This is a genomic window from Amycolatopsis camponoti, from assembly GCF_902497555.1.
Taxonomy (GTDB): Bacteria; Actinomycetota; Actinomycetes; order Mycobacteriales; family Pseudonocardiaceae; genus Amycolatopsis; species Amycolatopsis camponoti.
This window is the reverse complement of sequence record NZ_CABVGP010000002.1, coordinates 396464-411491: the sequence shown is the minus strand read 5'-3', so window position 1 is coordinate 411491 and position 15028 is coordinate 396464. Positions and strand designations below refer to the sequence as shown.

Annotated in this window: 9 protein-coding genes; 5 read left to right on the top strand and 4 right to left on the bottom strand. The window is 63.2% G+C overall.

The window, feature by feature from the left end; genetic code table 11:
* Positions 1-6: 6 nt before the first annotated feature.
* Together AA23TX_RS22510 and AA23TX_RS22505 are read right to left on the bottom strand one after the other, a co-directional pair.
* Positions 7-786, bottom strand: coding sequence for a hypothetical protein (locus AA23TX_RS22510; RefSeq protein ID WP_155547242.1), 780 nt, complete (start codon positions 784-786; stop codon positions 7-9).
* Positions 787-800: 14 nt separating this feature from the next.
* On the bottom strand, positions 801-1259 hold the full coding sequence (locus AA23TX_RS22505) for a helix-turn-helix domain-containing protein (RefSeq protein WP_196425481.1): 459 nt from the start codon (positions 1257-1259) through the stop codon (positions 801-803).
* A 197-nt stretch (positions 1260-1456) separates the two neighbouring features.
* Here AA23TX_RS22505 and AA23TX_RS22500 point away from each other — a divergent pair, with 197 nt between their 5' ends.
* Complete coding sequence (locus tag AA23TX_RS22500; RefSeq protein WP_155544838.1) at positions 1457-1846, top strand: hypothetical protein; 390 nt, start codon at positions 1457-1459, stop codon at positions 1844-1846.
* A gap of 94 nt (positions 1847-1940) precedes the next feature.
* Here AA23TX_RS22500 and AA23TX_RS22490 read toward each other — a convergent pair whose 3' ends face one another.
* Positions 1941-2291 (bottom strand): RIP homotypic interaction motif-containing protein, encoded by a 351-nt coding sequence (locus AA23TX_RS22490; RefSeq protein ID WP_155544836.1) that lies wholly within the window; start codon positions 2289-2291, stop codon positions 1941-1943.
* A 218-nt stretch (positions 2292-2509) separates the two neighbouring features.
* Between AA23TX_RS22490 and AA23TX_RS22485 the strand changes: the two genes are divergently transcribed.
* Complete coding sequence (locus AA23TX_RS22485) at positions 2510-3724, top strand: hypothetical protein (protein WP_230862675.1); 1215 nt, start codon at positions 2510-2512, stop codon at positions 3722-3724.
* Positions 3725-3813: 89 nt separating this feature from the next.
* Here AA23TX_RS22485 and AA23TX_RS22480 read toward each other — a convergent pair whose 3' ends face one another.
* On the bottom strand, positions 3814-5112 hold the full coding sequence (locus AA23TX_RS22480) for an IS256 family transposase (protein WP_439328791.1): 1299 nt from the start codon (positions 5110-5112) through the stop codon (positions 3814-3816).
* Positions 5113-5397: 285 nt separating this feature from the next.
* Here AA23TX_RS22480 and AA23TX_RS22475 point away from each other — a divergent pair, with 285 nt between their 5' ends.
* The 3 genes from AA23TX_RS22475 to AA23TX_RS22465 all read left to right on the top strand — a co-directional run bounded on the left by AA23TX_RS22475 (position 5398) and on the right by AA23TX_RS22465 (position 14773).
* On the top strand, positions 5398-8217 hold the full coding sequence (locus AA23TX_RS22475; RefSeq protein WP_230862674.1) for a tetratricopeptide repeat protein: 2820 nt from the start codon (positions 5398-5400) through the stop codon (positions 8215-8217).
* Between the two features lie 1382 nt (positions 8218-9599).
* Positions 9600-10430 carry a hypothetical protein gene (locus AA23TX_RS22470; protein WP_155544834.1) on the top strand — a complete coding sequence of 277 codons (831 nt, stop codon included), beginning with the start codon at positions 9600-9602 and terminating at the stop codon, positions 10428-10430.
* Positions 10431-10432: 2 nt separating this feature from the next.
* Positions 10433-14773, top strand: a complete 4341-nt coding sequence (locus tag AA23TX_RS22465) for a WD40 repeat domain-containing protein (protein WP_155544833.1) — start codon at positions 10433-10435, stop codon at positions 14771-14773.
* Positions 14774-15028: the final 255 nt, after the last annotated feature.

Sequence of the window (15028 nt, the reverse complement as noted above, 5' to 3'; positions counted from 1 at the left end):
CCGACATCACACTCCTACCTGGGCCGTTGGTTCGTCTTGGAGCGATCGTCCTTGCGAGTCGTCTCGAATGATCTTGACAAGCAGCCTGGAGCGGGCTGCTCCAATGTGGAGCTTCCTTCGAAGGGTGTCCGCGGAGATCGGTCGGCGATGTGCATCCCAATGGCGCGCGTCCGCCTCCCTTGCCAGCTCAAGCAGGTTGTCATCAACCATCCTGGAAGCTGGATGAGTGCTTTGCTCGTCTGCCGACACGCTAACTGGCTTCGGATCCTCCACGGACAGTTCCGGCGGCGTCAGTCCGACGTTAGTTGGTTCGACGGCGAACGGTGCCCGCACCGGCCTCGCGTCGTCGAACGTTGCTTCAGCCGGCCGACTTGCGGCAGCCAGTTCCCCTAGCAGATCCGGGCCGACCTCGGCCCACCCGATCAGCAGCAGCGGGCCCACGGCGTCGAACGCAGCCTTGCCGTACTGACCGGCGATGACCGGTTCGGCTACGTTCAGTGCCAGGGTCACCACGCTGGCGAAGATCAGCAGTCGCCGGGCTGGCCGCAGTTGCGCTGGCGTCACGCCTGCCAGGGCCAACTGCCGACTGCCGAGGAGGAGCCCGAGGATCGAGAGGTCGACAGCAGGCGCGACGAGCGGAGCGACCCAGACGGGCACGCCGAGCCGCAGTGCGAGGTTGAGGACGTTGCCGAAGCCGAAGAGAAAGGTGAGGCCGACGACGACGCCCATGATCACGGTGACGGCCTGAACGACGGAGGCCCCGTCCGAAGCTGATCGAGTCGACATAGCTGCGCGCGGTGTCATCGCGCATCACCTGCTTCGACTCGTGGGCGCCCGTGGGTGTCTCGGGTGGGGATGCCGCGTTCGCGCAGTTTGGTGAGCACGGTGGTGTGGTTGACGCCGAGGTGGTCGCCGACTCGTGCGAGGGACCAGCCGAGGTTGTAGAGGTGGATGGCGTCGTCGACCTGATCTGGCGAGAGGCCGCGGCGGCGCATCGGCACGCCGTGCCGGTGGAGGATGCTGCTGACCGTTCGCCGCTCGATGCCGAACCGGTCGCCGAGCTCGTACACCGTCGCACCGGACTGGTAGTCGGCGATCAGCTGCTCGACTTGAGCGGCGTCGAGTTGTCGGGCGCGGCGCGGGCGGTCGCGCTTGATCGACGGTGGCTCGGGTGTATCGAGGCTGGGGAGCTTCTCGCGGAGCTCTTCCAGGACTCTGACCTGGTCTTTTGTGTTCGAGTAAGGTCCCCTAACCTCCACCGACGTATTTTGGACACGCGATGCCGAATTGAGTCGGTTTCGTTATTGGGCTGGCTCGATCGGTGCCCGATCAGGGACCTTGCCGCACAGGCTTGCCAGGCAATAAGTCGTCCGACCTGCCAACCGGCCCATCGGAAGCCATGGGCAGCTACCGTCAGCAGCGCACTCGTGTCGGTGATTGACGAGAACCGACGCGGATGCGAACAGTACTGATCGAGGCGCAGCCATCCAACGCCCACTGTGACCTGCTCGTGTACACGGCGTTGAGAGTATCTCGGTCGTCGAACAGAACGCGGCTGTTTACCGCCGATGTGTGCCGTCCGTTCACGTCCGACGCGGCTATCCTTGCGCCAACGTCGGGGCAGCAGGGCAGGAAGGTGCACCAAGACGACTTCGATCTGCCGACAACGCTGCGGCCCGGGGAGTTGATCGCCGAGTACGGCCGGATGCGCCGGCTGGACGGCCTGACGCCCCAGCGCCGCGGTCAACTGTTCAACGACCTCATCGGTGACCTGCTGAAGGTGTGGGGTGTCGAACGGGTCTGGAGCACGCCCTCAACCCGGTGCTGGGCGCCCGGTTGTACGTGACGTTCCTCCAGGTTCCCGCAGCTGAGCATCGCTCAAAAGCTACTGAATTCGGGTGCCGCCGCCATCAGTCGCATCGTTCTCAGTATCGGATTGATCATCCTTTTAAGTTGTTCTTCTGCGTGTTGTTGTCGCCGATCTGAACGCCCCGGCTGTCACGCACGTCGACCTGGTACTTCGCAGTTGTGCCGGTCGGGCTCCCGCCCTGCGCACCGCCAACATCGGCCGTGTCTCTTGCCTGGCGCCGTGCGGCTACAAGAGCGACCAAGGCGACGGCAAATCCGGCTACGCCCGCGACCCAGCTCAACGCTTCCACCACCGGGCGTACCGGGTGGTTTTCGTCACCCAGCCACGCCAGTACGCCGAATCGCAACGCCGCCCACACCGCGACGCCGCTCCCGATTGCCCCGCTGGCAAACCACCACACTCGACGCGCGCGAGTACTCACCTGAACTCCCTGACAACGTGCGGCAACGGGTTCACCGCCACCGACTCAGTCGCGAGATGCAGCCGTTTCGCTACAAGTGATCGTGTAGCGAAAGTCGGAACGACCGGTGTAGCAGATCTCGCCCCTCCGCCGACTAGTAGGAGGTGACAGACAAGGGATGGCCGACAGAAGATCATGGGCGTGATGCGCCAGGCGTGGACGTCAGTCATTCTGTCGGGGTGCAGATCGGCTCCAATAACCTGCTTCAGATATTCACGGACCCGCGCAAGCGCAGGTGGCTGATAGGCATCTCGGTCGTGGTCACGCTCACCCTTACCGGCGTCTTCGTGTTGCTCTACCGAACCGTCCCTCACGCAGAGTTGGAGGTCTCCGCCTTCTCGGTTCAAGAGCCGTCGAAGGTCGACGCCAAGCAGCATTCGGTGTACGAGATGAACAACAAGACCCAAGAAGAGGTGCTCGGACACGATCCCGTCGATGCTACGGCAATCGATGTCACACTGAAGAACGACGGAACCGCTCCGGCTGTGCTGCTCGGCGCCGACGTGAAGGTCATCTACGCAGAGACACTCGATGACTGCAACGAGCGCGGTGGTGAGGTCACTGTAGCTGCAGACTACGCGGTCAAGCTTCCAAGCAAGATGCCCGAACGGCCATTCACGATCCCTCGCGATATCCGCTTCGAGGTCAGGGGCGGTACCACTGACCGTTTTACTCTCTCGATCGGCCCCGAGGAGCAGACCAGGTCATCGACCACACCATGGGTGATCGTCGCCGACGTCGGCCTCCGCGGCGACGACGGTAAGACCACGCGGGCAGGGACAGCCGCACTGGTCACCTTCCCTGGTGAAGGGCTTGAAAACCTGACGGTGGCTCCGCTCTGGAACCGAGATTGCATACGCAAGAATGGTGAAACGGTCGCGAAAGCTCTTTCTCTGCAGGCGGATGCCCGAGCGGACGAGCTTTCGGAACTCGGCCGCCGTTACAACTCGATGGCGAGTGCAACCGGAAGACCGGCACAGTCGGCGTGCACCGAACGCACCACTGGCGAAATCAGAAAGCTGTGCGGCGTCTTCGCTAACGACCGTCTAACGATCGACCTTGAACTTCGACGGCCTCCGCTTCCTGGTTCGACGGTCTTGGGCATCACCGTCTCGGGCCGCAACGGAAAGCCCCAGTACACCCCAGGGATGGCCTACAAAGCCGACTACGACCAGGGCTCACCAGGGTGGGACGTTGACTACACTTCCAAGAACGGGGAAGTAGTCTTGCAAGTCAGGCCCGAGGACATCGAAATCCACGGCACCAGCATCAAGATTTCGACTCTCGCCACGGCCGACCTGTTCCTCGCCGGCCAAAGCCGCATCGACGTCCAGTGGCGAAGCGAACCGACCGCAGAAGAACCTCTGTCGGTTTCGGTCGCCCGAGGAGACTGAGGTTTTCCGCGTAACTTCTTGTGACGCTGGGAGAGCGACCTTGTTGATCGGGTCTGTCAAACGAGCGGTGTAACTCGGGTTGAAAGGAACTACTTGCGGCCAGCGGCCAGGCGGCCGTCGAAGGCTATCTCGAACGCGTTCAGCGCGGGCTTCCACCGCATCGTCCAGCGTTTGCGACCGGCGCCGGTCGGGTCCAGGCTCATGATCGCCATGTAGACACACTTGAGCGCAGCCTGCTCGTTCGGGAAGTGACCGCGGGTCTTCACCGCGCGGCGGATGCGGGCGTTGACGCTCTCGATCGCGTTGGTCGAGCAGATCACCCGCCGGATCTCCGGATCGAACGCCAGGAACGGCACAAACTCCGCCCAAGCGTTCTCCCACAACCGCACGATCGCCGGATACCGCGCACCCCACTCCTGCACGAACTCGGCGAACCGCTCCCGCGCGGCGGCCTCCGTGGCTGCGGTATAGACCGGCTTGAGGGCCTTGGCGATCGCGTCCCAGTGCTGGCGGCCGGCATAGCGGAAGCTGTTGCGCAGCAAGTGCACGATGCAAGTCTGGGTGATCGCCTGCGACCAGACCGCGGTGATCGCGTCCGCTAGACCGGTCAGCCCGTCGCAGACGACCATGAGCACGTCGGCCACGCCGCGGTTCTTCAGCTCGGTGAGCACGTGCAGCCAGTACTTGGCGCCTTCGCCGCCGTCGCCGGCCCACAAGCCGAGGATGTCGCGTCGGCCCTCGCACGTGACCGCCAAGGCGACGTAGATCGGCCGGTTGGCGACCTTCCCGTCGCGGATCTTGACGTGGATGGCGTCGATGAAGATCACCGGATACACCGGGTCAAGCGGCCGGTTCTGCCACTCGACCATGCCCTCCACCACCTTGTCGGTGATCGTGGAGATGCTCTGGCGGGACACCTCGGCGCCATAGACCTCGGCCAGGTGCGCGGAGATCTCCCCGGTCGTGAGACCTTTCGCGGCCAGGGAGATCACCATCTCGTCCACGCCGCCCAGGCGTTTCTGCCGCTTGGCCACGATCTTCGGCTCGAAGCTGGCATCCCGGTCCCGCGGCACGTCGATCTCGACCGGGCCTACGTCGGTGAGCACGGTCTTGGAGCGGGTGCCGTTGCGTGAGTTGCCGGTCCCGCGGCCGGCCGGGTCGTGCTTGTCATAGCCCAGGTGATCGGTGATCTCGCCCTCGAGCGCGGACTCCAGCAGCCGTTTGGTCAGCTGCGCCAGCACCCCGCCTTCGCCGGTCAGCGCCAGCCCGCCGGCCTTCGCGCGGCTCTCCAGCTGCGCGACGAGCTGCTCGTCCAGGCCGCCCAGCCCGGTCTCGGACTTGGGCTTCGAGTCCTCAGTGTTCTCCACGCCGGACATCATGTCGGTCATCAGGTGCACTTCCATGATCGGGAGTTACACCGCTCGTTTTACAGTCCCTGTTGATCACGTGGTGCTGCCGTGCTCGTGATGTAGAAGGACCAGAGCGGCTGCCAGCCACGACGTTCCGAGGCTCTAGGGGCAGCCACAGTCGTGGTGACGTAGTGGCAGCCGTCGCTTCGGCGATCGACGCCGGACACCGTTAGGGCCGAGCCGACAGTAATTGTCTCGGCCAGCGCCACGATATAGAGGGCGACAATGGGAGGCGTTGAGGTGCGCGGTGGGGTGTGGCTAGCGGTGTCCACCGTGTTGGTCGCGGTGCTGGCTGCATTAGTTGGCAACATCGCGACCAACACGGTGGTCTTGCCGTCGGGTTGGTCGGTGGTGGTTTGGGCCGCAGTGGTGGTCCTGACGGTGGTGTCGGTGGTGTTGGCGGTGCGCGCGCACCAAACTGGCCAGCGGCGTCAGCTCACCGACCCGGCGGCTACCGGGATGTCGGTCCGTGCGGGGGAGCGGTCTGTGGCGGCTGCAGGGGACGTCGGTGCGGCTGCGACCGGCGACAATTCGTTCGCGGTAAATGTGACCGCAGAGCACGTGTTGCCAGCGCAGGCTTATGCGCCGATGGAGGTGGTGTCGGTGCCGCGGGGGTTGACGAACCTGCCGCCCCGCCCGGACCTGTTCGTTGGCCGCAGCGAGGTTCTGCAGCACCTCGACCCCACCACCACTGCTTGTGTGGTGGTGCAGGGGTTGGGTGGGATCGGGAAGTCCACGCTGGCTGCGCACTGGGCTGCTACCCGGCGGCCACCATTCACGTTGGTGTGGTGGATCACTGCGGACACTCCGGCTGGTGTCGACACGGGCTTGGCTGAGTTGGCGGCCGCGTTACAGCCGGGGCTGGCGACGCTGTTGCCAGCCGAGGCGTTGCAGCAGCGGGCAGTGCAGTGGTTGGGCTCCCACAGCGGGTGGTTGGTGGTGTTGGACAACGTCACCGACCCCACCCACATCGCCGGCCTGGTCGGGCAGGTCCGGACCGGCCGCTTCCTGATCACCTCGCGGAGGGGCACCGGGTGGCACGGTATCGCCACCCCGATCACCCTGGGTGTGCTCGATCCCGCCGAGGCAAAGCAGTTGTTGGTGTCGATCCTGACCCACGATCCCGCCCGCGCGATCAACCATGTAGGTGCGGAGCAGGTGTGTGCGGTGGTGGGGTATCTGCCGCTGGCGATCGAGCAAATCGGCGCCTATTGCGCCGAGACCGCCATCACCCCCACCGCCTACCTCGACCTGCTGGCCCAGTACCCGGCTAGCATGCTCGCCGCCACCACTCAGTCTCCGTCAAGTGTGGGAGCATCGGAGCGCAGCGTGGCGCAGGTTTGGCGGATCACCCTCGACCATCTCGTCCACCTCGATCCGCTCACCGGGCAAATACTGCGGATCCTGGCCTGGTGGGCACCCACCGACATTCCCCGCACTCTCCTCGATGAGCTCGCCGACCCACCCAAGTTGCTCCATGCGGTCGGGCTCCTCGCCACCTATTCGATGATCACCCTGGACGAGCACGCCATCAGCGTGCACAGGCTTGTGCAAACCCTCGCACGCACCCCCGACCCCACCGACTCTCCCGACCCACACCGCAGGACAGACCACATCACGCAGGCCCGCGACCACGCCGCCACCTTCCTCAATGACGCCCTCCCCGACCATGAGGACCCGCGTACCTGGCCGCAGTGGCGGCGCCTGCTCCCACACATCGATGCCCTCACCCGCCACGCCACCCTCGACACCATCACCACCGCCGATCTCCTCAACGAGGCAGCGACCTTCCTGGCGGATCAAGGAAACTTGATCCAGGCGCGGGCATACTTTCACCGCGCCTACACCAGCCGTGAACGTATCCTCGGCTCCGACCATCCCGACACCCTCGCCGCGCGCAGCAACCTGGCTACCGCCTATGTTGCTGCGGGTGATCTAGGTCGTGCGATATCGCTGCACCGGCAGATCCTCGCCGATAGGGAGCGGGTGCTTGGTGCCAAGCACCCGCACACCCAACGCTCGCGAGATCGCCTGGCGAACGCCTACGGTGTGGCAGGTGATCTAGGTCGGGCGATCCCGCTCTATCAACAGACCCTCGCAGACAATGAGGAGATGCTGGGTGCTCTAGCTCCCGACACGATCTCCTCGCGGGACTACCTGGCCGGCGCCTACCGAGCGGCGGGTGATCTGGATCAAGCGATCTCTCTCTATCAACAGGCTCTCGCCGACAGCGAGCGGACACTCGGCGTCGACCACGTCGACACGCAGAGCACGCGGATAAATCTAGCCAAGACCTACGAGGCGGCGGGTGACCTGAGCCAAGCGATCCCGCTCCTCCAACAAACTGTCGCTGATCAGGAGCGGGTACTCGGCGCCGACCACCCCCAAACCTTAAACTCGCGGAACAACTTAGCCACGGCGTACGAGGCGGCGGGTGACCTGAGCCAGGCGATCCCGCTCCACCAGCAGACCCTCGCCGATCGGGAGCGGGTACTCGGCGTCGACCACCCCGACACTCTGAGCACGAGGAACAACCTGGCGTACGCCTACCAAGCGGCGGGTGATCTGGGCCAGGCGGTTTCTCACTACCAACAGACTCTCGCCGATCGGGAGCGGGTACTCGGCGTCGATCACCCTGCAACCTTGGATTCGCGGAACAACCTGGCTGGCGCCTACGAGGCTGCGGGTGATCTGGACCAGGCGATCCCGCTGTTCGAACGCACTCTCGCCGATCGGGAGCGAGTACTCGGCGTCGACCACCCCGACACTCTGAATTCGCGAAACAACCTGGCGTACGCCTACCAAGCGGCGGGTGATCTGGGACGAGCGATCCCGCTGTTCGAACAGACTCTCGCCGACATTGAACGAACGCTAGGCGCAGACAACCCCAACAGCCCGAATTCACGGAACAACTTGGCCTGCGCTTACCAGGCGGCGGGTGATCTGGACCAGGCGATCCCGCTCTACGAGCAGGCTCTCGTCGACAGTGAGCGATTGCTGGGCGTGGAGCACTCGCTGACGGAGACCATTCGCGCGAAGCTGTCCGCAGCGGTCGGCTCCTCGGATATTGAGCCGTTCGGGTAACGATTCGCGCCGTTGTGTGATCTTGGTGCGATTTGAGCCAGGGCGCATGTGAAAGCGCGGAAGTCCTGCTGCGAAGCAGTCCTCTCGCAGATCAACTTCACATGGGCCCGGCCGCACCACGTGATCAACAAAGTTGATCTCCCAACTCACACGAAGTTGCGCGGAAAGCCTTACTGACCGTTGTCCTCAATGCCGGTGGTCACGTGGACCGCGGCACTATTCAGATAGCGTAGCCGCATGAACGAAGCCGCCGACCGGTCTGCAGCTGCAGGAACGCCGGTCAGCAGAGCACCCTGTGTCCGCGAAGGCGTCGGGATGAGTACAGGCACGGTCATCGCAAGGATCCTTCGAGTGAGCCCACGGACGGCTCCACGGACGCTTCCCGAGCGTCGAAGGCGACTGGCTTGGAGTTCGTCACTATGAGATTCCGTTCGCAGACGGTCGACGCAACAAGCTGCGACCGGTCGACCAACTCGTTCCGTTCTCCACACTGCGGAAGCGCGAGTAGACAAAGGCGCAGCCGGACGTCAGCACTCTGTCGGCGAGTCTCTCCGAGCCGCGCTACACCGTTTGGGCATCCTGTCGGCGAACTTCCCCAGGTCAGAGGTGACATCGGCGTAGGGTCCACGGGATGGAGAGCGTCGTCAGGAGCGCGCCTGAGGAGGAGGGTTCACAAGGTGACGACCCCGTTGTGACCGTCGCGCCGTCGGCGAGCCCAGCCGAGGCTGCGCGACTGGCAGCTCAGCACGACAACCAGGTCAGTCGCCTCTTGGTGAGTGAGTCATGAGGTCAGCATGCACCCGGAAAATGCGCATGGGACCTCGTAAGAGGTCCCAGCGGCAGGCTCGGCAGAGGTCCTGTCGGTGGGTGTGCGTGCCGAAAACTATGCCCATGCAGGTTAAGCAGCATGTCGATAGTCACGGAGCAGCGACGACAGCACGGCCAGCCAGAACCGATCTGTGGGCTCGTAGCGGACCGGACCGGACCGCTGAGCTGCCGCAGCACTGCGTTCTGGTGCTGCAGCACCGGCAGCTCGGCGTCCTCGGCGGCGTCCCGGTGCGGCACTACCGCCAGCACGCACAGCAACTCAAGGGTGGCTCGGTACAACAACGAGATGATCATCCGCGCAGTATCCGAACCACCGATCGCTCCACGGGCAGAGCTCCCACCTGCAGCGCCGGCTTTACGAGCCGCACGGGGAGTGCTAACGCGTGTAGGTTTCCCGGCGACTTCCCATGGAGGCTCGCGGTTGGTCGACGGATCGCCCGTTGTCTTGACGATCGTAGAATCCTGAGAGGCCTGCCAGCCGTGAGACACGGGTTCGCATTTAGCGCAATCATTGCTACGACGACTGAGGGAGCGAAATGGCAGAAGTTATAGGTGTGCACGGCATCGCTCAGCAGCAGCGCGGCCGACACCAACTGCTGGCTGCTTGGCGGCCAGCGTTGGGCGACGGCTTAGAGCGCGCATCAGGGCAAAAAATCACGTTGCCTGATCTCGACTTAGCATTTTACGGCGACGTGTTCTTACCTGACCGCAACTGCCCGTCTACGAAGACCGCCGATGCAGAGTCGGTGCTCGACGGCATGTCTGGCCAGGAGTTGGCTGAACTGAGCCAGGTCCTCACCGAGGCAGTGGCGGACAGCGACATCGAGGCAGCCGAGCAGCAAGTAACCATGGGCTATACGCGGGTACCACGGCCGGTGCAGGTGCTGCTACGTGCTGTGGATCGGCGATTCGGTGCCGCAGCCGGGGTGTTGTATCTGGGCGTACTGCGGCAAGTGTATCGCTACCTGCATGACCTCGACGTCAAGGCGCGTATCGACCGACGCGTCGAGGAGGGTGTCGGGGAGAGGGGCCGCGTACTGATAGGTCACTCGCTGGGGTCGGTGGTGGCCTACGAGTATCTGCGCCAACATCCGTCGTCAGGAGTCGAACTATTCATCTCGGTTGGATCGCCGCTTGGGCTACGAATGGTCCGCAGCAGACTACAAGTGGTGGCGTTGAGTACGCCGAACTGGGTGACGGTGCGGGATCTCCGCGATCCAGTAGCCTGCGCAGGCCCTCTGTGTGAGTGGTGGCCACAGATCAATGCCGATGATGAGTTGATTGTCGACAACGACGGCGACGCCCACTCGGTGGAATGCTACCTAAGCAAACGGACGGTTGGACAAGTCCTATTGCAGGCCTTGCCTCACCTCACTGAGGAGTAACCGTGACGACGGACGAGAGCATCCTGCGCCGACATTTCGTGGCGATTGCGACTAGCGAATACGACGATCCCGCGGTAACCGACCTCGTGCTCACACCAGAGGTGGACGCGGTGCGAGAGTGGCTGTGTAGTGACGCTCTCGACAGCCGCAAATTCCGTTCTTGTTACACAGAGTTGGCTGACAATCCCACTAAAGGCCAGATCCGCGACAGACTGGAAAGTCCTCCAGAGGAGGAGACCTGGCGCGACGCCGACGCCGCGGTGGTGTTCATCACCGGACATGGCGTCGCCGCTAATTACACCCATTACCTGATCCTCAAGAACACCAACTTATCCCAGTTGAACAGAACCGCAATACGGTCGGCCGATCTGATCGGATGGTTGGCCGAGACCCGCATCCAGCATCTGTTACTGATACTCGACGCCTGCTACGCCGGCCAAGTGGAGAAGGAGACCATACGGCTAGACAAGAGACCGCCTGAAACGTGGCTGGTACTGCCTAGTGCCACGAAGGACCAGGAAGCGGTGACAGGCGCGCTCACCGGGGCGATCAGGGACTTCCTCGCTGAACTGGGCTCAGACAGCGGGGAAAAGTACGGGTTGAGCCCTTACCTAACTGTCGATGACTTCCTTGAGGGAGTGCAGGACAAGCTGGGCGACGGGCAGTCTCTACTGCCGATATACGGCAGCCGACGACGTCGGCCTCATCTATGCCTACCCAACCCACACTACCGCCCCGACTCGGTCGTCGAAGTTCTCGCAGCGCGCCACGACCTGGCGCTTCCACGGCAGGACCTCACGACCCATTGGAGCCCACGCGCCCGCGGCGTGGCCAGTGACGAGGAGAAGAGGTGGCTGTTCACCGGCCGCGCCGCGCTAATGCAGGAACTGATTAACGCTGCCACCGGCGCGCCGGGCGCGACCGTGGTCGCCGGCGGAGCGGGCAGCGGCAAGTCCGCTGCCCTCGCCCGGCTGGTCACTTTAAGCGATGAGCGGTTCCTCGGCCAATACGCAGACGAGGTCGCCTCCATCCCGGACGATCTGCGACCCCCACTGGGTGCTGTGGATGTCGCCGTCATCGCCACGGGCAAACTGCACACGCAAGTTCTTGCTCAGATCTGCGCCGCCCTGCACGTCCCGGCTCCCACCAGTATCCAGCCAGAACCAACCGTCCGCGAGCGGCTGCATGCCTGGCATACCTGGCTGAAAGGGCAGTCTCGCCAGGTGACAATTGTCGTAGATGCCGTCGACGAAGCTGCCCACCCGCAGACCCTTGTCAACGACGTTCTCGCCCAGCTTGAACCCGACCCAGCTCAGCCGCGTATCCGGATGGTCCTTGGTATTCGCTCCCTCGCAGTCGACGACGTTTCAGGGGCGCTGACCATCCAGCGTCCCGAGCCAGTCGCGATGGCCGACGCCATGCAGCGCGTCTTGCACGCACGGCGTATCGCGGTCGACGAGGCACCGTGGTGGCACCAGCATGACCTCGCTGACTATGTGGCGAGTATTCTCCGCCACACGCCCAAATCGCCTTACTCAGCCGTTGAGGCCGAGATGACTACCAAGGTCGCGGAAGCACTCGGACACAACGCGGGCCGGTCTTTCCTCATAGCGCGACTCGCTGCCACGACCCTAGCTGCGCAAGACACTGTCATAGGCGCCGACGACGCGAGCTGGCGAGCCGCTCTGGAGCAAGGCGTGGTCGGGGTATTCCGACAGGACCTACACCAAAGCTTGCCCGTTGCCAATGATCGCCATCGTGCCGTCGTTCTCCTGCGTGCCGTCGCATTCGCTTATGGCGATGGCCTGCCCTGGCGCAATATCTGGCCCCTTGTTGCCCACGCTGTGGACGACAACGATGGCTACTATGGCGACAGCGACATAGCCTGGCTTCTAAACAACACTCGCTTCGGAGCTTACCTCATTGCCGACCGCGAAGACGACACAACCACGTACCGACTATTCCATGACATGTTGCGAACAACTCTGCGGGAGCACTGGCGTGACTTGCTCACTGCTCCAACGACGAGTACCAAGCATCAGATCACGGCGGAGGAGCATGGCCACGCAGTGTCCAAAGATGCCTCGATCGTTGAGGCGCGCATCGCTCGTGAGCTCGCCCGTCTCGCCGACGTACCTGCCACCACAGACTGCGACCGCCCTCCGCCGACCTATGTTCGCCGACATCTGGCTGAACACGCAGCCTTCGGCGGCATTCTCAACGAGCACATAATTCCCAACGCCTTCCTGCCCTATCTGGACCCAGTAGTCCTCCGTGCGGCCGCGTCAACATCAGCCCAGAAACACCCAGTTCATCTGCCTCTCCTGCCGGCCATTCGCGCGACTAGCCACCTTTGGGATTGGAGTCAGCCCTCTGCGAACGCAGTCGCCCTCAGCTTGGAGGCCGCACTTGACCAAAAACTCGCCGATCATCCTATTGGCGGGCCGTGGCGAGTTGCCTGGGCATCCCAACAAACAAGCGCTTCTGAAATAAGAACCAAACTTACCCATGCCGAAAATTTGGCGACAGCGGAATTGCCGGATGGGCGCGCAGTGGCAATAGCCAGCAGCGGAGGCAAGATACTGGTTTGGGATCTCGCCGCTGGCGATCTCCTCTACGAGCCGTTCAATCATCGAGCGCAAGGCGGTATCTGGCACCTCAGAACGACCCGACTGCCCGACGGACGCCCTGTTCTCGTCACCTGCGGCCTCGAAAACACCATACGGGTGTGGGATCTTACAACCGGCGCCCCACTATACGAGCCGTTGACCGGCCACACCAATCTTGTCACGGCACTCGAAACCGCAATACTTCCGGACCGCCGAGCACTCGCTGTTACCAGTAGCAAAGACGAGACGGTGCGCGTGTGGGACCTGATCACGGGAATCCTCCTGTACGAGCCATGGTTCGTCGGTGAAATATGGGGTCTGACTACCACGACATTACCTGACGGGCGAGCAATCGCCTCCGCCAGAAAGCCCGACCCGACGCCGACGCTGATGTGGGATCTGACTGTTGGCAAGCCGCTCAGGGAGCCGCTGCGCGGAAGCGAAAGCGATTATAACGATGAGCTACCCGAAGATGTACGCAAGTCCCGGATAATCAAAGCCAACAATGTATTTTTTTCAGCCACTACAAAACTTCCCGACGAGCGTGCCATCCTCGTCACAGTCAAGGCCTATAGTAGCACGCCACAATTGTGGAATCTTGCCACGGGAACTCGACTCGGTCTGCCACTAACCGGCCACACAAAGCAAGTCACGTCGCTGGCAGCCGCCAGATTACCCGACCACCGCACCGTCGCCATCACTACCAGTATCGACGGTGCCACGCGGGTTTGGGACCTCGCTGCGTACGCTCGATCCTCGACAATTTTGGGAACCCACGCAGGGAAGATCGAAGCCATTGCCACGGCGCAACTGCCCGACAACCGTGTCGTTGCCGTGACCGCTAGCGGCTGGGATGGAACAGTGCGTGTGTGGGACCTGACCACTGGCAAACCCTTCGGACCACCGCTAACTGGCCACAAAACGGGGGTGGACGCAGTAGCCACGGCGCAACTGCCCGACAACCGTGTCGTTGCCGTGACCGCTAGCGGCTGGGATGGAACAGTGCGTATGTGGGACCTGACCACTGGTGGCCCTGTCGGCACACCGTTGTCCGGCCATGTAGGCCGCGGCGCAGTCGCGGCCACCGCGGTACTGGCTGACAAACGTGTTGTGGCTGTCACCGCTGGCGGCGACGGTAGGGTGCAGGTACGGGACCTAGCAACGAGGGCCACACTCTATGAACCTTTGACCGGCCATGTGGGGCCAGTTGCAGCCGTTGCGACTGTCGCACTGCCCGACCAACGCGTGGTCGCTGTCACCGGCGGCAGCTGGGATGGGACGGTGCGGGTATGGGACCTGGCCGCCGGCAAGCCACTCTATGATCCGCTGCCGGGTCACGCTGGCGGTATCGGCGCATTGGCGACTGCGGTGTTGCCTGACGGGACTGTCGTCGTAGTCGCTGGCGGACTGGACGGGACAGTGCAACTGTGGAACCTGGCTACGCGGGCCCAGCCCTGCCAGCCATGGACTGCTCATACCGGAAGACTCTTTGCTATAGCCACAGCAGTATTGTCCAACGGTCGCATCGCCGCGATCACCACCGGTGACGACGCAACGGTCTGTGTATATGACTTGGCCACTGGCGCTTCGCTCGGCCGTTCCCTGACCAACGTTGATGCCCGCGCGCTGGCAGTTCACCAGAGAGATGCGGCGTGGCTCGTCATTGGTGGCGCCCACATCATCGTTGCTGAACTATTGCACGGACAAGACACTCTGAACCCGCTCCGGGTTTGATCGAGGCTATGTCGCCGCTGACGGATGCCCGGTCCGCCCACCTGTGGTACGTGCTCGGTGATCAGTCCTTGAAGGTGTCGTATAGCGTCGTCCGTACTGGTTCCAGTTGAATGCCATTCTCGCGGATCATGTCGGTGAGCGGCCGGATCCCGTGGCTGGTCAGCGTGACGAACCGGCAGCGGCGGCAGTTGGCAACTGGTCGTGATCATCGGAATGGACGACGGCAAGGCGTCGTACCGTGGACATCCTGCCGTG